This is a genomic window from Algoriphagus marinus, assembly GCF_001936475.1.
Lineage (GTDB): Bacteria > Bacteroidota > Bacteroidia > Cytophagales > Cyclobacteriaceae > Algoriphagus > Algoriphagus marinus.
In genome coordinates this window covers 67,216-87,481 of sequence record NZ_MSPQ01000004.1, presented here as the reverse complement: position 1 = coordinate 87,481, position 20,266 = coordinate 67,216, and the positions used below count along the sequence as shown (strand labels likewise).

Sequence of the window (20,266 nt, the reverse complement as noted above, 5' to 3'; positions counted from 1 at the left end):
ATATGTTGGTTGCTTTGTGATAATTAGGCTGTTTTAAGTCTTGATTTTTTGGCAAAGGCAGGGCTTTCCTGCATTTCTTCCGAGTGATCCCCGCGGCTCACTGAGAGAATTATTCCAAGAGAAATTCCTGTAAAAACCAGAGAAGATCCTCCCATACTCAAGAGTGGCAAAGGCAATCCGGTAATCGGACCTAATCCCACTGCCACACCCATATTGACTAATGCTTGAATAACTAGAGCAAAGCTGAGTCCTGCAGAGAGCAGACCTCCAAAGGCCTTGTTTGAATTTGCTACTATTCGCATTCCGCGATAAAGAAGGGCGAGGTAAAGGAAAAGAACTCCAAAACCTCCAATCAAACCATACTCTTCAATGATGATTGCATAGATAAAATCCGAGTAGGGATGCGGCAGGGAATTTCGTTGCTCACTGTTTCCTGGTCCTTTGCCCGAAACGCCTCCTGTTGCGATGGCTATAAATGATTGCTCTGCCTGAAAAGGAATCTCTTTTTCATTGAAAAAAGCCTCGACTCTTGATATCAAAGTAGCTCCCCGCTGTCCGGTAAAACCTGCAATCGTCAAGCCCAATACCCCAACCAATAAAACCATTGCGAGATATTTGACAGGTACCCGACCGATAAACATGATGATCAGACATGTCAGGAGCAATAGAATCGCAGTGGAAAAATTAGCCATAGCAATCAGCCCACAGATCAATCCAATCGCACAAATAATTGGCACGAAGGTGCTTTTGAAATCCTTGATATTATTCTGTCTTCGCGCAAGCATTGCTGCGATTGCTGCTATCAAGGCTAATTTGGCCAAATCGGAAGGCTGAAAAGCCTGATTGATTACCGGAATGGTCAACCAACGATTTGCCTCATTGATATTTGATCCAAAAAGGTAGGTAAAGACTAAGAGCGGGATGGAAATAATCACTCCCACCCGAGCATAGCGCGCATATTTTCGATATGGAAGCCGATGAGCCATCCACATTACTCCAAGTGATATGAAGATCAGCAAAGAGTGCTTGAAAAGATAGAGTTCTGTATTTCCTCCAGCATTCTTATAGGCTAGGGAGCCTGTAGCTGAATACACTACCAAAATACTGAACAAGGAAAGTAAGATCACGATACCCCAAATGATCGGGTCACCTTTAAAATGGGCATCTATCCATGATTTGATTTGGTTCATGCGATGGCTCGTTTAAGGTTCATGACAGCAGAACGAAATTGATTTCCACGGTCCTCGTAATTTTTAAATAAGTCGAAACTGGCACATGCAGGAGACAGTAAAACCACATCTCCAGGCACAGCAAGTGAATTGCCTAAGCTGACAGCTTCATTGATGTCCTGTGTTTCTCTGATATCAGGGATCAAACCGGCAAAGGCAGACTTTAACTTTGAATTATCTTTACCTAGACAAATCAAGGTTTTGATAGCAGGAGTGTATGACTCAAGAAGCGAATAATCATTCCCCTTGTCCACTCCACCGGCAATCCAGATGATTGGATTTTGAAAGCTTCCCAGTGCAAAAGCAGTTGCTTCTACATTCGTCCCTTTGCTGTCATTGACAAAAGAGACTCCATCGAGTTCCAGGACTTTCTCCATTCGATGTGGAGCATTCTCAAAAGTTTTCAACCCAGAAATCAAATCAGATTCAGATACTCCGGCAAGAGTTGCTGCCATGATCGCACAAAGCGTATTCATAACATTATGGTCTCCCGGGATAGGAATAACACCCACCGGAATGGTAGCACATTTTTCTCCCATTTGAATGATCAGTTGATCACCGGACAAGCATCCACTTACTTTTCCCGCATCTTTCAGCGAAAACCAATAGGTATTAGCCAAGATCTTGAAGCCTTCAATTCCTTTTTGAGTCAAAGGATCATCTGCATTTAAGATCATGCAGTTATTTGAAGCCATATTCTTGAAAAGCCGAAGCTTCGAATTCACATAGTTCTCCAGTTTGTACTCATAGCGATCCAAGTGATCAGGGGTAATATTGGTCAGGATAGCAATTGAAGGTTTAAAGCTGAAAAACCCATCAATCTGAAAGCTGCTACATTCAATAACCCACCATTCGTGATCTACCTCCACTAATTGGGCTGCCCAGCTTTTTCCTACATTACCAGCTAGCCCCACATCCAGACCTGCTGATTTCAAAAGGTGATAAGTAAGCAGTGTCGTTGTGGTTTTCCCGTTAGTTCCTGTAATCGCAATTACTCTCCCCGCACTGAATCGCTGCGCAAATTCCAACTCATCGATCACGGCTATTCCTTCTTCAAAGGCTTTTTTTACAATTGATATTTTCGGAGAAATCCCTGGACTCTTGATGATTAAGTCGGCATTTAGTATAATCTCTTCAGTATGTTTACCCTCCTCAAATTCAATTCCCGCAGCATTTAGGGTTGCTTTATTGGCTTCGGAGATTTTTCCAAACTCAGATAGAAAAACGGCATAGCCCTTCACCTTGGCAAGCATTGCTGCTCCCATTCCGCTTTCTCCGGCTCCAAGGATGGCTATTAGTTTCATGTGTTTATAATTGTTTTTTAATGGTCATCCCGATAGCTATCGGGAGGAATCTCGCATAATTATTCTCAGTCTCTGCGAAGTTCTGGGTCATGCTCGATTTCATTAATTATCTAAGTTTCAAAGTGGCTAGTGTAATGACTGCGAGCAAAATGCCGACAATCCAAAACCGTGTGACGATTTTCGCCTCGGGAATATTTTTCTTTTGATAATGGTGATGAATCGGAGACATCAAGAATACTCTTCTGCCCTCTCCGTATTTTCTCTTAGTGTATTTGAAATAGCTCACCTGAATCATGACACTCGTAGTTTCCAAAAGGAAAATGCCACACATCAATGGAAGCAAAAGCTCTTTGCGAAGTGTCAATGCCAAAACGGCTATCACTCCACCCAGCATCAAGCTTCCGGTATCGCCCATAAAAACCTGAGCAGGATAGGCGTTGTACCAAAGGAATCCTACGCAAGCCCCAATAAACGCTGAAGCAAAAATCACAAGCTCCCCTGAGTTGGGGATATACATGACATTCAGGTATTGGGAGAAAATGGCATTACCAGAGATATAGGCGAAAATCGCAATAGTGAGGCCAATAATAGCAGATGTCCCGGCGGCAAGTCCATCGATTCCATCGGTAATATTCGCTCCATTGGAAACAGCTGTAATAATGAATGTCACCACAAAAACATAAAGCAGTGGTGTCATCGCTTCTCCCATAAATCCAAGAAGCGTTTCGTAATTCAGCTCATTGTTTTTAGTAAAAGGAATTGTGGTTTTTGCCACTTTCACATCTTGAAAAGCAGGAGTCTCCACAACGCCTTCATCAATGGATACCGGATTTGTGAATTCCCTGATAACCACATCCTCGTGGAAATACAAGGTAGTCCCCACAATGATTCCGATGCCAATCTGACCCACGATTTTGAATCTTCCCTTAAGTCCTTCCTTGTCTTTTTTGAATACTTTGATGTAATCATCTACGAAGCCTATTCCGCCCAACCAAACAGTAGTGATTAGCAAAAGAATGATATAAATATTATTAAGATTGGCAAAAAGTAGCGTTGGGATCAAAATAGCGGCTATGATCATTATTCCGCCCATTGTAGGAGTGCCCTTCTTCTGCGCTTGACCTTCCAATCCTAAATCCCGGACAGTTTCACCTATTTGCTTATTGCGAATCCAGTTAATGATGTGGTGGCCAAAAGTGATTGTTATCAGCAATGAAAAAACTGCTGCCATTCCGGCTCGAAAAGAAATATACCGAAATACACCCGTTCCCGGGATGTCAAGCACTTGGTCTAAATAATCAAAAATTGGATAAAGCATCTCAGTTCTTGGTCAATTGTTGTAAGAATTCTGTCACCACTTCGGCATCATCAAAATGATGCTTCACTCCTTTTATCTCTTGATAATCCTCATGACCTTTTCCGGCGATAAGGATGATATCTCCTTTTTGCGAAAGCATGCATGCCGTCTTTATTGCTTCACGACGGTCCTCTATAGTCAGACATTTTCTGATTTCGGAGGGACCTACACCAGCTTGCATTTCTTTTAAAATTTCATTTGGATCCTCAAACCTCGGATTATCAGAAGTGAGGATTACTTTGTTACTTTCCTGAACAGCAATCTTTGCCATCACAGGCCGTTTGGTTTTGTCTCGATTGCCACCGCATCCTACCACAGTGATCAACTGCTCCACCCCTGTACGTACTCCGTTGATAGTTTTCAAGACATTATCCAAAGCATCAGGGGTATGTGCATAATCCACGATTGCGATAATTCCACCAATTGCAATTCGGTCAAAACGCCCTTTTGCTCCTCGGATGGCCGATAATTCCAGAAGGATTTCATCCTCATCCTCGCCAAGAAGTTCCGCAACCCCAAGTACTACTAGAAGATTATAGGCGTTGAAGGCACCAATCATTCGGAACCATGTCAATTTTCCATTGATATCGAGCTCTAATCCTTCCAGCGTATTTGAAATGATTTTTGCTTTAAAGTCTGCTTGTGATTTCAAGGCAAAAGTTTGGTGTGTTCCACGGCAGTTTTGAAGCATAACCGCGCCTCTTTTATCATCCCCATTTACTAAAGCAAAGGCATCCTTAGGAAGGTCGTCGAATAGTTTTTTCTTGGCTTTGATGTATTCATCAAAGCTGCCATGGTAGTCAAGGTGATCGTGAGAAATATTAGTAAAAGCCGCTCCGGCTAGTTTCAAACCTGCAATTCGCTCTTGAACAATCGCGTGCGAGCTGGCCTCCATAAAACAATGAGTACAACCTGCATCTACCATTTTGCGAAGCAAAGCCTGTACACTGATCGCGTCAGGAGTAGTATGAGTAGCAGGGATTACCGTTTCGTTAATTTTGTTTTCAACTGTGGAAAGCAGACCCGTGCTGTAACCCATCCGCATGAACAACTGATGAAGTAAAGTCACCGTGGTGGTTTTCCCATTCGTACCGGTAATAGCAACTACTTTGATTTTCTCGGAAGGGTTATCAAAGAAATTACTTGCCATTATGCCAAGGGATTTGGCCGAATTAACTACCTCCACATAAGTCACGCCCTCTTTTAGAGTATCCGGAAGCTTTTGGCAAACAATCACTTTGGCACCTGATTCAAGGGCTTTATCAATAAAATCATGACCATCCACTTGCGTACCAGGAACCGCCACAAAAGCTGTCCCCGTACCTACCTGCCGGCTATCAAAGGCAAGGTCTTTCACCATAACTTCCATATCTCCGGTAGTAGAAGTGAGGGATACCTTATATAATATGTCCTTTAATACTTTCATTAGCCTAAGACAAGGTTTATGGTTACGTTTCCTACTAATTGTGTTCCTGGGGCGATGGATTGGGCTTTTACTCTTCCCTTTCCGGAATAATTCACTTGAAGGCCTTTATTCTCCAAAATGAATAGCGCATCACGTAGTGAAAGTCCAGATACATCCGGTACGATTGGTTTATCAGTATCATTGATCTGCATCTGAACATTGCTGCCGCTGGATACGGTTTTCACCCACTCCTCTTCGTTCATTGCTGAGGCCTTCAGACCTAGTTCGGTGAAAATCTCCTGTAATTCCTCCGCCTTTCCTGCTTGCACATATGGTGATCCTAATTCTTCCATTTGTGCCAAACGCTCCTTACTTCCAGGATTTAGGTCTAGATCCAAAGCATAAATTCGATCAGCGATTTCTTTAAACACCGGCGCGGAAACATCTCCACCATAAGCAGCAAAGCCTTCTGGGCTATCGATGACCACGATCATACTATATTTTGGACTGTCTGCTGGAAAATACCCCGCAAAGCTGGTATAGTACTTCTTGGTGTATTGCCCGTTGATCAATTTCTGAGCTGTACCAGTCTTTCCGGCTATTTTGTAATCTGCATTTGCGATGTTTCGAGCAGTTCCTCGACTTACCACTCCTTCCAAAAGTTCCTGAAGCTGCTTGATGGTTTTTTCTGAGGCAATCTGCTTTCTCATTACTTCCGGCTCATAACTTTCCTGGATCTTATTGCCTTTCGAAACAGCCTTGACTATATAAGGCTTCATCATTTTCCCACCATTTGCAACAGCATTATAAAGTGCTAATGTGTGAAGCGGATTTAGTTTGGATTCATAGCCAATGGAAATCCAAGGAAGGGAAGTGCCATACCAATCTTTAGCTCCGGGCTTTTTGAAAAATGGTTTCCCCTCTCCAGCAAGCTGAAAGCCTAGTGGCTGATTCAGCCCAGCTTTTTCAATATATGCCATGAACTTAGAAGGACTCGACCCAAAGTACTGATCGACAAGTTTGGATATCGCCACATTTGAGGATTTCTCAAATCCTTCTCTAACTGTCAGAGTTCCGTAACCGCCATTTTTGGCATCACGCATCGCTCGGTTATAAAAAAGGTGTACCCCATTTCCAGTCTCGACTTTATCATCCAAACTGATTTTATTTTCTTCCAAAAGCGCCAACATCGATAGCAACTTGAAAGTGGATCCTGGCTCAGTATTCCCCTGATCACCAATAGCGAAATTGTAATTTTCGCCATAGCCGTTTCCGTTTTTGTTTCGCTGAAGATTAGAGATAGCCTTAATTTGGCCAGTCTTCACTTCCATTACTATTACAGAGCCAAACGCTGCATTGCGATCAATCAATTGTCTTAAAAGTGCTGTCTCGGCTACATCCTGAATATTGACGTCCAATGTGGTAATCACATCATAGCCATCCTCTGGCTTGACATCCTCTGCATCAAAAACAGGCTTCCAGCTTCCTCCAGCTAATCTTTGGAATAAAGCTTTCCCATCAGTTCCTTTCAAGTAGGAATTAAAACTGTATTCAATTCCTGCTCCATAGTCATCCTCATTCAAAAATCCAACTGTACGGCTGGCAAGTGAATTAAATGGACGGTAACGCTTTTCTACTTTTTCAAAAATAACTCCGCCTCCCAATCGACCTTCTCTAAAGATTGGCCATTTGGACATGACTTGCATGCCTTGATAGCCTACTTGTTTTCGGTTTAAAACCAAATAACGCTTGTTGTCCAAGCGGGCATCTTTGATCATTCGCTTGTAGGCAGCAGCTGATTTATCCTTATAAAAAGCTGAAAGCCTATTTGCCAATGAATCGATCCCGGAATTGAAAAGATCATTTTTTGCAATAGTAGGATCAATGGCTATTCGGTAAAATGGCAAGCTAGTCGCCAAAAGGCTCCCATCTCCTGCGTAGATATTTCCTCGGGTAGCAGGTACCTCACGGTATTGAAAATTGATCGTCTCCGCTTTTTCTCTCCATACGTCTCCCTCCTTCAACTGCAACTTGGTAATCCTATATGGGATTGCCGCTGCTGTCAAAGCGATTAGGATGAATACCACCCGCACTCGGATCAATATGGACTGCTTTACATTCACTTTTCTACCTCGATTTTTATAGGAGGATGATTCAATTCTTCTATTCCCTGGTTGGCAACTCGTTTTGCCACTTCAGACTGCATACTTGAAAGCATGACTTCAGCTTCAAGAGTGGTTACATCTGCTCTTAGATCTTCTACTTCCTGCTGTGCTTTTTCGATTTTCCGGACCATATTTTCAGCCCTGTGATTTCCCCAGATATAGATCAATGCCAATAATGCGACAAACCCGATTGGAGGCACAAATTGAACTGGAACACCTTCTCCAAGAATCCCAGTCACATCAAGCTTTTCTTCGATCCAAGTGAAAATGGATTTCCCAGGACTGCTACTTTTGGTAGCATTGCCTTTCTTCAATTTCTTTCTGAATGTGTTCTGACTCATTTTCCGGTTCTTTTTGCGATTCTGAGTTTAGCACTTCTTGCTCTTGGGTTAGCAGCTACTTCTTCTTCATCTGCCACTATTGCCCCTCTTGTCAAAGGCTCCAGCGGACGGATCAGATTTCCGTAAAAATCTTTTTCTACCTCACCTTGGAATTTTCCTTTGATCATCAAATTTTTCACCAAGCGATCTTCCAGAGAATGATAGCTCATCACAACCAACCTTCCTTCGGGCTTTAAAACTTCCAATGAATTCATCAGCAAGTCTTCCAAAGCACCTATTTCATCGTTCACTTCGATACGCAAAGCCTGAAAAACCTGCGCGTAGTATTTGAAATCTTTGCCTTTTGGAGCGTACTTTTTCAAAAATGCGGTAAAGCCTTCTGTAGTCTCAAATGGTGATGATGCGCGTTCAGAGACGATAGCTTGCGCCAAAGTCTTAGCGTTTTTGATTTCCCCATAGATTCCAAGAATCTTATGAAGCTTACCCTCATCGTAAGTATTCAAAACCTCTTTGGCAGAAATCTCAGCCTCCTGATTCATCCGCATATCCAGATCGCCCTTGAAACGCGTTGAGAATCCTCTGGAAGGCTCATCAATCTGATGTGAAGAAATCCCTAAATCAGCCAAAATCCCATCCACTTTAGTTACCCCGTAGAGACGAAGGTATTTTTTCAGATCTCTGAAATTTGCCGCCACAAAAGTGAAGTTGTCGCTAGCGGGAATATTTGCTTCAGCATCCACATCTTGATCAAATCCATATAAATGGCCTTTATCCAAATGCTTTAAAATCTCTCGTGAATGCCCACCACCCCCAAAAGTCACATCGACATAGATCCCGTTGGGGTCAATAGCCAAGCCTTCAGTGCATTGGGTAAGCATCACTGGAATATGATAAACAGACGTTGCCATGGCTTATGAGAGATATTTTTCCATTAAACTTGACAAGTCCGCAGGATCAGAAATAATATGCTGTAGGTAGGTGTCAGGATTCCAGATTTCGATTCGAGATCCCATCCCAACTACTACCAGTTCTTTTTCAAGACTAGCGTAATTCTGAAATACCTTAGGAATCAGCAATCTCCCTGCACTGTCAAGCTCTACCTCTACGCTGCTGATGAAAAATGACCGTTGGAGCATTCGCTGCTCTGCATTGTTGATTGAGAGCGATTTGATTTGATTTTCCAACTTTTTGTATTCCACTATCGGATACAGTGCCAAACATTTGTCCTCTGCCATCCGAAGCATAAGCGCAGAACCATTGGCCTCTGGAATCGCCGCCTTGATCTTGGCTGGCAATACCAAACGTCCTTTCGGGTCTAGCTTACAATCGTATTGACTATTGAACATTTGCTTTGGTACTTATGAATGATATAAGTGGTAAAGACAAAAGTAATAAAATGCCTCACACATTCTACCACTTTCCCCCACTTTTTCCCACTTTAATTTAAAAGTAGCCAAAACTTTCATTCAAGCCAATAAAATCAAGAAAAATTCGAAATTATTTTGCAGGGTATATTCTTGATTAAAAAGGATTTAAGAGGTAAAGTCAAATGCCATTTCGGGCCTAATTTGGCATAAAATCAGGTTCTAAGCTTCCTAGCCAACCTATTCGGAAAGATTGATTAATCAAAAAGTGGAGCAAAATCCCATAAAAATTAAATCTCTTACTAAAAGTGGAGTAAAATCCCATTTTCGCATTTTCACAAAAAGAATTCACATCAATACTGATCTCCAATCACTTGGAATTAATTGGATCTTAGGAATTAGTCTGCGTTTACAAATCGCGTGGAAAGCACCCGATAAGCGAAAAATAAGCTCACAACTGTCAAAAAAGAGGCGAGGTAAAATGAAGCACCGGGAAGGTAAATCGGCGCTTCATTAGACGAAAAATAAGCAAAAATACTATTCATCATCACCGGTCCAACGATAGCAGTTAAGCTCACCAAACTGGTCAAAGCACCTTGCAACTCTCCCTGCTCATTAGATGGCACTTGTCCAGATATGATGCCCTGAAGTGCCGGCCCCGAAATTCCTCCCAGGCAATAGGGAACAAGAAAAGCAAACATCATCCAGCCCGCTGAGGCCATTCCAAAACAGAGCAGACCTATCGCATTAAGCGCTACCCCAATGTAGACTGCACGAGACGCTCCAAGTTTGGGGATTGCAACTCGAATCAGACCTCCCTGTACCAAAGCCACAAGCAATCCAACAGCTCCTAGCGAATACCCAACCATGGCTTCATCCCAGTCAAACTTAAACATGGTATAATAGGCCCAATTGCTCTGAACCGCATGTCCAGAAAGGTAAATCAACACTAATGAAACCACTAAACCTGAGACGACTGGATACTTTTTCAATTGCATTAAGGAACCGATGGGATTCGCTCTTTTCCATTCAAAAGGACGCCTTTTATCAGCTGGAAGTGACTCCGGAAGGACAAATATTCCATATAAAACATTCACTAATGAAAGTCCCGCAGCAACTAGAAAAGGTGCTCTCGGACCAAATTCAGCTCCTGCCAATCCTCCGATCACAGGGCCAATAATAAAGCCTAAGCCAAAAGCAGCTCCAATCAGACCAAAATTTTGAGCACGCTTCTCAGGAGTACTGATATCCGCAATGTAGGCCGTAGCCGTAGTGAAACTCGCTCCAAACATCCCCGCAATCAATCGACCCACAAAAAGCCAAAACAGCGTAGGTGCGAGTGCATGAAACACATAATCAACGCCCAGCCCAAATAAGGAAAATAATAAGACCGGCCTTCGACCAAATCGATCCGACAGTCCGCCCATAATAGGCGAAAAGAGGAATTGCATCGCTGCAAAAGAGAAGATCAACCAACCTCCGTAACGGGAGGCTTCGCTCAACCCTTCGCCAGTCAAGTCCTCAATTAATTTTGGAACGACCGGAATGATTACCCCCAAACCAATCACATCGACCAGGATCGTAATAAAGATAAAAAGCAGCGCGCGATTGGATTTGTCAGCCATGAGTTTTCAAACAACCCGCTATATTAATTGGAGGTTTTGAAATATCATCATTTTCCAGTGAATAGAATCTAAAAAAAGACCTGATCTGGGGTCAATTCTTCCATTCGATAAATACCCGACTTCTTCAGTGGTGTAATTAGAAGTTCCGATTCTCTTTTATGTATATCAGCTTTTACACCAGTAAGCAAATTATGTTGATTGGTAGATAGGGAGGTCAAAATTTGGTAGTCTTAGATCCGGAAAATCAAAATAATTCATAACCCACGGTATAGCCAGGAGTAAAATGACAACAAAAGAAGGAGCCCTGAAGGGAAGAATCGCTGAAGTTTCGCCCCTTCAGGGCTTAATGGAAGGGAATTCTATGGATACCCTGCACTTCGTACAGGGTCATGAATAGTTTGGCTCCTTCGGAGCTAATTAGGAAGTCGATTTGAAATTTTGCTCAACCATTGTCTTCAAAATTCTTATTCTGCTTTCATCTTTTTACTGGCATCATTGCAGACAATCCTATTATCTTTTTCTATTATTCAAGCTTTCCGCGCTTGGAAAAATAATGGGCAAGAAAATGACTAACAAACAGGGTCTCAAAACCATTTTTTTAATCCAAAAAATAAATAACTTGTCACAGATGTAAACTAAGTCTATTGTAACTCGTATTCTTTATTGGCTAAGATGATTTAATGCTATGATTTTTTTCAAGATGAGAGTTTTTTTGGCAGTTCTTTTTTGGTGCTTCACCTTGACCCTAAAGAGCCAAACAATAACTGGTATTGTGGTAGAAAAAGGCTCTGGCCTTCCGCTTCCTTTTGCAAATATCTTTGTAAATAATACCACTCAGGGAATAGCGACTGATGAAGCCGGAAAGTTTAGCTTATCCGGTGATTTCCCTGCTCAGATTGAGTTGGTCGCTTCATTTGTGGGCTATGTAACGCAAGTCAAAGCCGTTTCTTTTGAGGGAAAAAGCAAAGTGGAAGTGATTTTTGAGCTTTCATTTAACGAGTCCAATCTTTCCGAAGTAGAACTTAAAGCCAAGCGGGATAAATCTTGGGAACGAAAATATCAGCAGTTCGAGTCCGTGTTCTTGGCTCTACCGGATGATCCATACAAATCAGAAATCGAGATCTTGAATCCATGGGTAGTGGAGTTTGACAAAGTCAATCCGGACGAAGGACCAAACTATCTTCGAGCATCAGCGCAAGAACCCTTGAAAATCACCAATTGGGCGCTAGGTTATCGTATGGACTATTATCTTCAAGACTTTCGCCTTTTGCGTGATGGGTCAAGATATTTCGGTCAGGCTCAATATGAACCATTAATTCCAATTGATACCCAAGAAGAATTAAGCTGGGGAAATGCGAGGCAATCAAATTATCACAGTTCCCTAAGACAACTCAACCAGTCTATTCTGCTTAATTCCCCAGATTCAATTTATTTTAGTCTATTTAAAAAGCTACCTGATCAAACTGATCGACGAAGAACTAATGACTTTAATATTGAATTAAACCAGACCATTTTTCCGATTCAGAAAGATTCCATTCTTCGAAGACCTCTTGGTGATGGTAACTTTCGCATCTTTTTAAACGAACGCTTGGAAATACATCATATTGACAAGCCTTGGCCAAACGATTACTATAACAATATTTATCACCCTATCAGCTGGATTGAGGCTCCAGATGGTTTTTATGATGTTGACAGAAATGGAACTCTGCTAAATCCCACCCAGCTTGTTCTTTCAGGATACCTCGGCAGACAGCGCGTAGCACGAACACTTCCGTTGGATTTTATTCCCAAACCTGATTTCCAAGCTAGCGACACTAAATCTGAAGAGATTGTCACTAGTCCAGCCACCCAACTCAATCGCCTTCGGGAAAAGGTCTGGCTGACGTTGAGCAAACCCTATTTCTACCCTGGAGAAACGGCTTGGGTCGGTGGACGAATGCTTTACCAAGATGCTTTCTTGGCAGATTCGCTGAGTCGAATAGTCCATGTGGATATCCTAAAAGAGAATTCAGAGCTTGTTCAATCTGCAACCTTTCCGATCCAAGAAGGAAAAATTTCAGGCGGTTTGGTATTGCCTACAGAAATGTAACCGGGTGATTATGCGATTCGAGCTTATACCCAATGGAATCGAAATTTCCCAATGGATGATCAGTTTATCGCTCCATTTGTGGTGATGGAGGAAGGTTTTAGGCCTGAAGTAGAAAAAGCAGAATTAGAAATTTTCCCGGAAACTATAACAGCAAAAGCTGATTATACCCTTATGGATTCTGTAAGCTATCGGGTGATGAACTTAAAATTGGATTTTCTAGACGAATTCGAAAATCCCATTGACGGGGAGTTTATACTTTCCATCACTGATGCTGATCAAGTAGTAGAAATGAATCAGGGAATTCGGCTGGAGCAGTCCATGAACTGGCTGGATGGAGTTTTGCCGGAAACCTTTCAGAGTAATCTAAGCCATCCTGTGGAGTACGGAATATCCCTAAAAGGGAAATTTACTCCGGAAAATAAACGGCGGGGGCTGATCCAGCCAATCACTATAGTCAGGGGAGATTTGGAAGATTACGGCCAGGTCATGACGGATTCTTCGGGATACTTTTGGGCGACTGGATTAAGCTATCAGGAAACTGCCCAAATAGCAGTAGCCGCAGTGAATGAGAAACTCCGACCCTTTGGATCAGTGGAGCTAGAACCAATAAGTAAACCAGAGTTTGAGGTTGATTTTCCTAAACTTACCTATCGAAAAGTACCTATTTCATCCAAGGATTATTTTTTAGATACCTCAGGCGAATATATTCTAATGGAAGAATTTGTAAAGGAAGGGTCTAAGGAAGAAAATGAGAAATCTTTATGGCTTGGATATGGCAAGCCAGACCGAGTGATGTCAAATAAACAGCTGTCTATGAGTGTATCCATGGGAAACGTTTTGCTTAGAATGGGGCTTAGTCCTCAAACTGACAAACTAGGTAATTTCAATTTTGGACTAAAAACAGGCGCTCCTTTATTGATTATTGATGGAGTAAAGTTTGCTTTCTTAGATAATCTAGAGTTCAAGGAAATCATTGATTCCTATCAACCGCAGGAGCTTGAATCCGTAGGAGTTTACACCTTTAGTTCTAGTGTCTTTGGTATGGCAGGGTTTGCAGGAGTGATAGTTTTGATCACGAAAAGAGGACAAAGCTTTACTAATAATCCAGATAAGAAATTTAATTCAGAAGGCTTTCAGTTTTTTTCTATCCCGGGTTTTACCGCATTTCCTGAGTTCCCGCGAAATCCTCCCGCTGATCAATACCTTCGAAAAAAGCCTACCATCTTTTGGGAGCCAAAAGCAAAGACAAGCAATGGAGGATTCCAAGTAGCCGTCAAAGTTCCTTATGGGATTAACCGATTCCGAATCCAGGTGGAAGGTAGGACTTTGGATGGGGAGGTGATTTATAAGGTTATTGAATGAGCTATAATTTTTCGCGCGCAGCCGTTAAATAGCTGAGTAATTAGTTCCTGGTCCAGTTCCATGTTTTGTGATTAAGTTCATATTAACCAGCGCTGTTAAAAGCCGTTTAACCGTTGGATTTGGGATATTTAATTTCGTAGATATTTCGCTTGATTTACATCCTGCGTGATTTTCAATGTATGTGATTATTGATTTCTCTTTTGGCGATAATTGAGTTTGATTTCCACTTAATTCTAATTTCTTTAACAATTTAGATTGAACATTCATTATCGCATCAAAGAAAAATGTTGTCCATTCACTTACATTCTCATTTGGTCTCTGAGTTTGACAATTTCTCAATACTCTGTAATACTCGGATTTCCTTGTTTCAATTTCGTGTTCTAAACTTATGTATTGAATCCAGCTGTATCCGTTTTTAAGCAATAGCAATGAAGAAATAAGCCTACTCAATCTTCCATTTCCATCTTGAAAAGGATGAATGCTCAAAAAATCATAAGTAAATAAAGCGCATTTGACGAGCGGGTGAGTTTCATTATCAGAGTTATACCAGTCAACAAGATTTCTCATTGCATCTTCAGTTTGAAATCCTGCTGGAGTAGTTTCAAATATTAGTTGTTTTGTGCCATCCGGATAATTGGCTTCAACAGCATTGCTATGCTTTTTATATTCGCCTTTGTGCCATTCGTCTTTTTTATTGAATCGCATTAAACTATTATGTAAATACTTTAAGCTGCTTTCAGTAATGTTGATTTCAGAATATGATTCAGATATAGTATCAAACGTTTCAAAATATCCAACTACTTCCTGAGAATCTCTATCCTCTAGCTTTGTGATATCAATATTTTGCAATAACAAATCGACTTCTTCATCAGACAATCGCGATCCTTCTATTCTCGTTGAAGCACCAACGCTAAGCACTGTAGCTATTGACTTTAATTGTTTTAGACTTTGTGTTTCTCGTTTTTCGATTGAACTCCATGTTGCGTCAAAACGGTCAATTTGACTTATTATTCCAATAAGTTTCCAGTCAATATCAATAGTGAAATTATAAACGTTGTTGCTCATTTTACAAATATACAACGAAGTTTGATACGATATGATACAATATGATACGTTGATGATACTTTAATGGCTTGTAACGTCAAGAGTTTTCAACGCAATCCGCGGAAAAGAAAGAGCCTTCGGAAAAGAGGCTCTTAGGATTGCTGTTAATCGTTTATTTTCGCCATAAAAAAATTGCCTTAATCTTCTCCTTTTTGGTGGCTAAGTGCCATAAAGATCTATCTTTTATGCCGACTATTTTTCTCTAGGCCATCGAAAGGTGATTTGACTATGCCAAAGCATGGTGAATAGAATCTAAAAAAAGACCAACTCATCGAGCTGGCCTTTTTTAGTATTCAACACACAATAAATTTATAGGTGATTAATTTTTTGAATTATCCTTCTTTTTGAACTGCTCCTCCAGCGTTCGCTGAAACTCCTCAAATTTCTCAGCATTTTCCTCTTGCCAGATTTCCATTTTCCGCTGAAACTCTTCCATCTTAGGTTGGAATTTCTCCTGCCATTCTTCCATCTGCTTTTCGAATTCTTTCATCTTGGGCTCCTGAGCCTTCTCCCAAGCTTTCATCTTTTCCTCAAACTCCTTCATTTTGGGTTCATTTGCTTTTTGCCAAGCTTTCATCTTCTCCTCAAACTCTTTCATTTTAGGCTCATTCGATTTTTGCCAAGCTTCCATCTTTTGCTCCCAGGCTTTCATTTGAGGCTCCCATTCTTTCATCATTTCCTCACTTCGCTTTGCCCATTCATTGGCTTGCTTTTCCATTTCTTCAGCCCATTTTTGTTTTTCCGCTTTGGACATTTCCGTGGTATCACGAGAAATAAACACTCCGTTTTTTCCAGTTCTATATACAGTAGGAACTGAACCAGAATTAAAAAACTCAAATCCTTCCATTTCGGGCATTGGAGGCATCTCAGCCATAGGAGCCATTTCCGGCATTGGAGGCATTTCACTCATTTCAAAAAACGAAATCGGTGCTTCTGGGAAAGTTGGGGCAATTGGAGCTTCAGGAAAGTCAAATTCCATTTTAGGCATGGTAGCCCAATCAATTGCTTCTCCGTTTTTAAAGTAGAAATTCTTATCTCCTTTAATTATGAGTGTATCCCCATTTGTGATTACCGTATCTGTTGAAATTTTATAAGTGTAAGAGTTTGACCCATTGGATTTGATAATGATTTTTTCTCCTGAATCAGTGGTCCAGACCATTGGAGCATCACTAGAAGATTCGGTTTTCTGAATTACCCTTTCCTTTTTTACGGTATCCAATTGGGATGGAAAATTGTAATTCGGTTCCAATCCTAGAATCTCTGGATTCTCCAGATAAACATTAGGTTCAATTGCCTCAAAGGCATTTGGGCTGTCTTGCTGCGCACTGGCAATCAAGCCTGCGCTGAATAATAAGGTTAGTAACATGGGGATAGAAATAATAGGGTTTTGTGGATAGTTTTGAGCAGGCTGGCCCAAGATTCTCTTGATCCGCTGCAAAGTTGGATTTCGTTTTTTGCTCGCTGGCAAAGCCAATTCGGGTGGATTTTGCTGCGCAAAGTTCAAGACTTCTGCTAGGCTGTAAGCCAATTCTTTTGGAGCTATACCCGCTTGAACAGCCACATCATCAGCTGCATTTTCTCGGAGTTCCTTGATCGTCTGTGTCATCCACCAGTAAGAAGGATGGTAGAAGAAAAGGACTTCCAGCCCGGATTGAATCAAATTAATGAGGTAATCATTTCGCTTGACATGCGCCAGCTCATGTGCAATAATCGCTTCCAGCTGAAAAGGAGAAAGGTGAAAAACCAATGTTGCCGGAATTAGAACTATCGGCTTTAAATGGCCAAAAGTAATCGGCGAAATTCCAGATTCGGTCACCTTTAAGCTAACCTTGGAATTCAATCCCAATTTGCCAACCCATCTGTAAAATGTCTTTTCTACCTGGAAATCAACCGGGAGAGATTCTGCCTTTCGAAGCATCCGTAATTCTGTCAGACTAGTGAAGAGTCTGAAGAGAAAAAGTAAGGCTCCAAAAAACCAGAAATTAACTAAAATCGGGAGCTGTTGGTCAATCCAGCTAATCGCTTTTCGGAGAAAGTCTTCGGCAGCAAAGCCAGATGCAGCATCTATAGCTTCTACAAAAACCAAATTTGTCAACCAGACCTCCATATCAGGAGCTGGCGCAAAGCTGGCTAACTCATAGGCAAAGGTGACAACAGTTAATAAAAAGCTTGACCCAAACGCCAATAACCCAAGATTATATTTGAAGGCAGCGCTTTTATTGGTTGCAATTTTCAACCCAATCCAAAATATTACACCAATTGCTAATAGCTGCCAAAGAGAATGCACCAGCGTCCAGCCTAAAGCATAAAGCAAATTCTCAGGGATCCATTCCGTTAAAACGTTCATGATTTCTTCTGTTCAAGTTGATCTAAAAAAGCTCTAATTTCATCTAGGTCCTCTTTGGAAGGATTCTCCTGACCCAAAGCTTGCATCACCAGATTTTGTGCAGAACCTCCAAAGGCAGTATTGACCAAATTCTTCAAAAGTGAATTTTGAGTTTCCTGCTGATTGGAAGCGGGTCTATAGATATGGGAGCGATTCTGTTCATCACGACTGACCATTCCTTTTGCATGCATGATTTGCATAATTTTAAGAGTAGTGGTATAGCCGGTGTCCTTGGTCTCGGCAAGGCGCTCGTGGATCTGTCTTACACTTGCTTCTTTTAGCTCCCAAAGCAAGGCGAGGATCTCTAATTCGGATTCGGTAGGTTTAGTCATGGTAGTTCTTACGATAGCTTTCGTACAAAGTTATACGAAGATTATCGTAAGTCAAGAGTTAGTACGAAAATAATCGTATTAAAAACTGTTAATTTTTAAAAATCAGCCCATTCGGAGCTTTTTGATGGTTTCTGCTCCTTTCTTTTCTAATTTATCTCTAAAAATTTCTCCTGCCCAAGGCCAGATTCCCGCGATTTTCGCCAGTAGTCCTCGGGATTCTGGAATGCAAATCAGCTCCTTTGGCTTATCCATTAGCCGGATTAGTGCCTTAGTGATATCCTCAGGCTGCAATACTTTTGAAGGACCGCTAAAGGTAAGTTTGGCTTCTTCCGGATACTCCAGCTGCAAATCCAGCATAGGTGTGGCGACCAGATCTGGGCAAACTACAGAAATTTTTACCCCAAACTGTTTATACTCTGCCGCAGCTGACAGGCAGAATCCCCGGATTGCAAATTTGGAAGCAGCATATAAACTCAATCCAGAAACAGGAGCCAAACCCGCCAAGGAGGAAATGGTAATCACATGACCAAAGCCCTGCTCTTTCATCCGATCTGCGATAAATTTCAAGCCTAGAATACTTCCTTTGGTATTTACATTAAGATGAAAATCAATATCGGATAGCTCAAAATCTTTGACAAAACCTGGCTTAATCACGCCCGCACAATTAAATAAATGAGAAACTTTGGCATTTTTGGAATCGATAAATTGCAGGATTTTCTCCCAGGTGCCAGGCAAAGACACATCCCCGGAAAAAATCTGGAGTCTGTCATTTTCTTGAAACTCCTTTTGCAATTGCTCCAAATTCAAATCAATTACAACCAAAGCATATCCTTTTTCGCTGAGTGACTTAGCCAAATGAAGACCTATCCCACTGGCTGCGCCTGTGATGAGCACCAATTTTGTTTCCATAATTCAAAGTATTGATTTACCTGTACAAATTCCCAAAAGGAGGAAAAATTATTGAACCTTAGCGTCAATACGTTGTATCACATTCCCCAAAAAGAAACCAAATATTATTCAATGGCTGAACTCCCAGAGATATCTAACAGTTGTATAGACATTGAATTTTATAAACTAAACCAAAAATAGATTATGAGTACCAAACAACCACTTTTACAACCTATCAAGGTTGGGGTCTTAGAACTTTCAAATCGCGTATGGATGGCTCCGATGACCAGAAGCCGAGCAGCGAATGAAGGTAATGTCCCTTTTGACATTCACGTAAAATACTATACACAACGTGCCTCTGCAGGACTGATTATTTCTGAAGGCTCGCAAGTTTCTAAGCAGGCAGTTGGCTATATCAATACCCCGGGTATTTATTCCCAAGAGCAAGTTGAAGGTTGGAAAAAAGTAACTCAAGCCGTTCATGAAGAAGGTGGACACATTTTCATCCAACTTTGGCATGTAGGAAGAATTTCTCACCCTGATTTTCATAATGGAGAATTACCCGTGGCGCCATCTGCGATCAATCCACATGCAAAGTCATTTACTCCAAAGGGTTTTAAGGAAACAGTAACCCCAAAAGAAATGAGCATAGAAGAAATCAAGCAAACAGTTCTTGATTTCAAAAATGCAGCTAAAAATGCAATGGAAGCAGGTTTTGACGGCGTGGAAATCCACTCTTCCAATGGATACCTTTTTCATCAGTTTTTCAATCGTTCCAGCAATACCCGAATGGATGAGTATGGTGGAAGCATTGAGAATCGTACCAAATTCCTTTTTGAAGTGATCGATGCGATCAAAGAGGTAATGCCAGAAAACCGGATCGGACTGCGTCTTAATCCTTCCTTGAATGGAATTTTCGGAATGGAAGCAGATGAGGAGACGATTCCTACATTTGATTACATCGTAGAAAAGTTAAATCAGTATGACCTCGCTTACCTCCATCTCTCAGAGCCGTTTAATGATGTAAGCGACATTCCATATTTGGTCACTGAAATCGCCAAGCATTACCGACCGATGTACAAAGGCACCTTGGTGATCAATGCGGGTTTTGATCAGGAAAAAGGAAATAAGTTTATTCTGGAAGGTTTGGCTGATGCCGTAGCTTATGGCAAACCATTTATTTCTAATCCTGACCTTCCAAAACGATTTGAAATGGGTGCAGAATTAGCCCCTTTTGATCCGGACACCTTCTACACTCCCGGAGAAAAAGGATTTACAGACTACCCTAGTTTGGCAGAAGTAAACGCTTGATAAC

General features: G+C 41.4%; 16 protein-coding genes. 3 read left to right on the top strand and 13 right to left on the bottom strand.

The window, feature by feature from the left end:
• Positions 1-23: 23 nt before the first annotated feature.
• From BVC88_RS08520 to BVC88_RS08480, 9 genes are all read right to left on the bottom strand, one after another.
• Positions 24-1,190 (bottom strand): FtsW/RodA/SpoVE family cell cycle protein, encoded by a 1,167-nt coding sequence (locus BVC88_RS08520; protein ID WP_075350255.1) that lies wholly within the window; start codon positions 1,188-1,190, stop codon positions 24-26.
• The gene (gene murD, locus BVC88_RS08515; RefSeq protein WP_075350254.1) at positions 1,187-2,533 is read right to left on the bottom strand and encodes a UDP-N-acetylmuramoyl-L-alanine--D-glutamate ligase; all 1,347 of its coding nucleotides are present in this window, start codon (positions 2,531-2,533) and stop codon (positions 1,187-1,189) included. Before murD ends, BVC88_RS08520 begins: the two co-directional genes overlap by 4 nt.
• 106 nt (positions 2,534-2,639) lie before the next feature.
• Positions 2,640-3,851, bottom strand: coding sequence for a phospho-N-acetylmuramoyl-pentapeptide-transferase (mraY, locus tag BVC88_RS08510; protein ID WP_075350253.1), 1,212 nt, complete (start codon positions 3,849-3,851; stop codon positions 2,640-2,642).
• Between the two features lies 1 nt (position 3,852).
• On the bottom strand, positions 3,853-5,316 hold the full coding sequence (locus tag BVC88_RS08505) for a UDP-N-acetylmuramoyl-L-alanyl-D-glutamate--2,6-diaminopimelate ligase (RefSeq protein ID WP_075350252.1): 1,464 nt from the start codon (positions 5,314-5,316) through the stop codon (positions 3,853-3,855).
• Entirely contained in the window at positions 5,316-7,418 is a 2,103-nt protein-coding gene (locus BVC88_RS08500; RefSeq protein WP_075350251.1) for a penicillin-binding protein, read from the bottom strand. Before BVC88_RS08500 ends, BVC88_RS08505 begins: the two co-directional genes overlap by 1 nt.
• Entirely contained in the window at positions 7,415-7,801 is a 387-nt protein-coding gene (locus BVC88_RS08495; RefSeq protein WP_075350250.1) for an FtsL-like putative cell division protein, read from the bottom strand. Before BVC88_RS08495 ends, BVC88_RS08500 begins: the two co-directional genes overlap by 4 nt.
• A complete protein-coding gene (gene rsmH / locus BVC88_RS08490) occupies positions 7,798-8,709 on the bottom strand; it encodes a 16S rRNA (cytosine(1402)-N(4))-methyltransferase RsmH (RefSeq protein WP_075350249.1) in 912 nt (303 codons plus the stop codon). Before rsmH ends, BVC88_RS08495 begins: the two co-directional genes overlap by 4 nt.
• A 3-nt stretch (positions 8,710-8,712) precedes the next feature.
• The gene (gene mraZ, locus BVC88_RS08485) at positions 8,713-9,147 is read right to left on the bottom strand and encodes a division/cell wall cluster transcriptional repressor MraZ (protein ID WP_075350248.1); all 435 of its coding nucleotides are present in this window, start codon (positions 9,145-9,147) and stop codon (positions 8,713-8,715) included.
• A 416-nt stretch (positions 9,148-9,563) separates the two neighbouring features.
• Positions 9,564-10,790 (bottom strand): TCR/Tet family MFS transporter, encoded by a 1,227-nt coding sequence (locus BVC88_RS08480; RefSeq protein ID WP_075350247.1) that lies wholly within the window; start codon positions 10,788-10,790, stop codon positions 9,564-9,566.
• Positions 10,791-11,475: 685 nt separating this feature from the next.
• On the opposite strand from BVC88_RS08480, the gene BVC88_RS08475 reads away from it, so the two are divergent.
• Positions 11,476-12,879, top strand: coding sequence for a carboxypeptidase-like regulatory domain-containing protein (locus BVC88_RS08475; RefSeq protein WP_075350246.1), 1,404 nt, complete (start codon positions 11,476-11,478; stop codon positions 12,877-12,879).
• A 51-nt stretch (positions 12,880-12,930) separates the two neighbouring features.
• Positions 12,931-14,241: a hypothetical protein gene (locus tag BVC88_RS08470; protein WP_075350245.1), complete on the top strand. Its 1,311-nt coding sequence runs from the start codon at positions 12,931-12,933 to the stop codon at positions 14,239-14,241.
• Between the two features lie 24 nt (positions 14,242-14,265).
• Here BVC88_RS08470 and BVC88_RS08465 read toward each other — a convergent pair whose 3' ends face one another.
• From BVC88_RS08465 to BVC88_RS08450, 4 genes are all read right to left on the bottom strand, one after another.
• Positions 14,266-15,306 (bottom strand): Fic family protein, encoded by a 1,041-nt coding sequence (locus tag BVC88_RS08465; RefSeq protein ID WP_075350244.1) that lies wholly within the window; start codon positions 15,304-15,306, stop codon positions 14,266-14,268.
• A gap of 358 nt (positions 15,307-15,664) precedes the next feature.
• Positions 15,665-17,692: a M56 family metallopeptidase gene (locus BVC88_RS08460; protein WP_075350243.1), complete on the bottom strand. Its 2,028-nt coding sequence runs from the start codon at positions 17,690-17,692 to the stop codon at positions 15,665-15,667.
• Positions 17,689-18,063 carry a BlaI/MecI/CopY family transcriptional regulator gene (locus tag BVC88_RS08455; protein ID WP_075350242.1) on the bottom strand — a complete coding sequence of 125 codons (375 nt, stop codon included), beginning with the start codon at positions 18,061-18,063 and terminating at the stop codon, positions 17,689-17,691. The genes BVC88_RS08460 and BVC88_RS08455 overlap by 4 nt, the downstream gene beginning before the upstream one ends.
• A gap of 102 nt (positions 18,064-18,165) precedes the next feature.
• Positions 18,166-18,972, bottom strand: coding sequence for an SDR family NAD(P)-dependent oxidoreductase (locus BVC88_RS08450; RefSeq protein ID WP_075350241.1), 807 nt, complete (start codon positions 18,970-18,972; stop codon positions 18,166-18,168).
• Between the two features lie 183 nt (positions 18,973-19,155).
• Here BVC88_RS08450 and BVC88_RS08445 point away from each other — a divergent pair, with 183 nt between their 5' ends.
• Positions 19,156-20,262: an alkene reductase gene (locus tag BVC88_RS08445; RefSeq protein WP_075350240.1), complete on the top strand. Its 1,107-nt coding sequence runs from the start codon at positions 19,156-19,158 to the stop codon at positions 20,260-20,262.
• Positions 20,263-20,266: the final 4 nt, after the last annotated feature.

Excerpts from the sequence above, each read along its gene's own strand:
- rsmH (WP_075350249.1), bottom strand. The coding sequence starts at position 8,709 with ATGGCAACGTCTGTTTATCATATTCCAGTGATGCTTACCCAATGCACT.
- BVC88_RS08465 (WP_075350244.1), bottom strand. The coding sequence starts at position 15,306 with ATGAGCAACAACGTTTATAATTTCACTATTGATATTGACTGGAAACTT.
- BVC88_RS08450 (WP_075350241.1), bottom strand. The coding sequence starts at position 18,972 with ATGGAAACAAAATTGGTGCTCATCACAGGCGCAGCCAGTGGGATAGGT.
- BVC88_RS08460 (WP_075350243.1), bottom strand. The coding sequence starts at position 17,692 with ATGAACGTTTTAACGGAATGGATCCCTGAGAATTTGCTTTATGCTTTA.
- BVC88_RS08455 (WP_075350242.1), bottom strand. The coding sequence starts at position 18,063 with ATGACTAAACCTACCGAATCCGAATTAGAGATCCTCGCCTTGCTTTGG.
- BVC88_RS08445 (WP_075350240.1), top strand. The coding sequence starts at position 19,156 with ATGAGTACCAAACAACCACTTTTACAACCTATCAAGGTTGGGGTCTTA.
- BVC88_RS08495 (WP_075350250.1), bottom strand. The coding sequence starts at position 7,801 with ATGAGTCAGAACACATTCAGAAAGAAATTGAAGAAAGGCAATGCTACC.
- mraY (WP_075350253.1), bottom strand. The coding sequence starts at position 3,851 with ATGCTTTATCCAATTTTTGATTATTTAGACCAAGTGCTTGACATCCCG.
- mraZ (WP_075350248.1), bottom strand. The coding sequence starts at position 9,147 with ATGTTCAATAGTCAATACGATTGTAAGCTAGACCCGAAAGGACGTTTG.
- BVC88_RS08520 (WP_075350255.1), bottom strand. The coding sequence starts at position 1,190 with ATGAACCAAATCAAATCATGGATAGATGCCCATTTTAAAGGTGACCCG.
- BVC88_RS08480 (WP_075350247.1), bottom strand. The coding sequence starts at position 10,790 with ATGGCTGACAAATCCAATCGCGCGCTGCTTTTTATCTTTATTACGATC.
- BVC88_RS08505 (WP_075350252.1), bottom strand. The coding sequence starts at position 5,316 with ATGAAAGTATTAAAGGACATATTATATAAGGTATCCCTCACTTCTACT.
- BVC88_RS08470 (WP_075350245.1), top strand. The coding sequence starts at position 12,931 with ATGGATGATCAGTTTATCGCTCCATTTGTGGTGATGGAGGAAGGTTTT.
- murD (WP_075350254.1), bottom strand. The coding sequence starts at position 2,533 with ATGAAACTAATAGCCATCCTTGGAGCCGGAGAAAGCGGAATGGGAGCA.
- BVC88_RS08475 (WP_075350246.1), top strand. The coding sequence starts at position 11,476 with ATGATTTTTTTCAAGATGAGAGTTTTTTTGGCAGTTCTTTTTTGGTGC.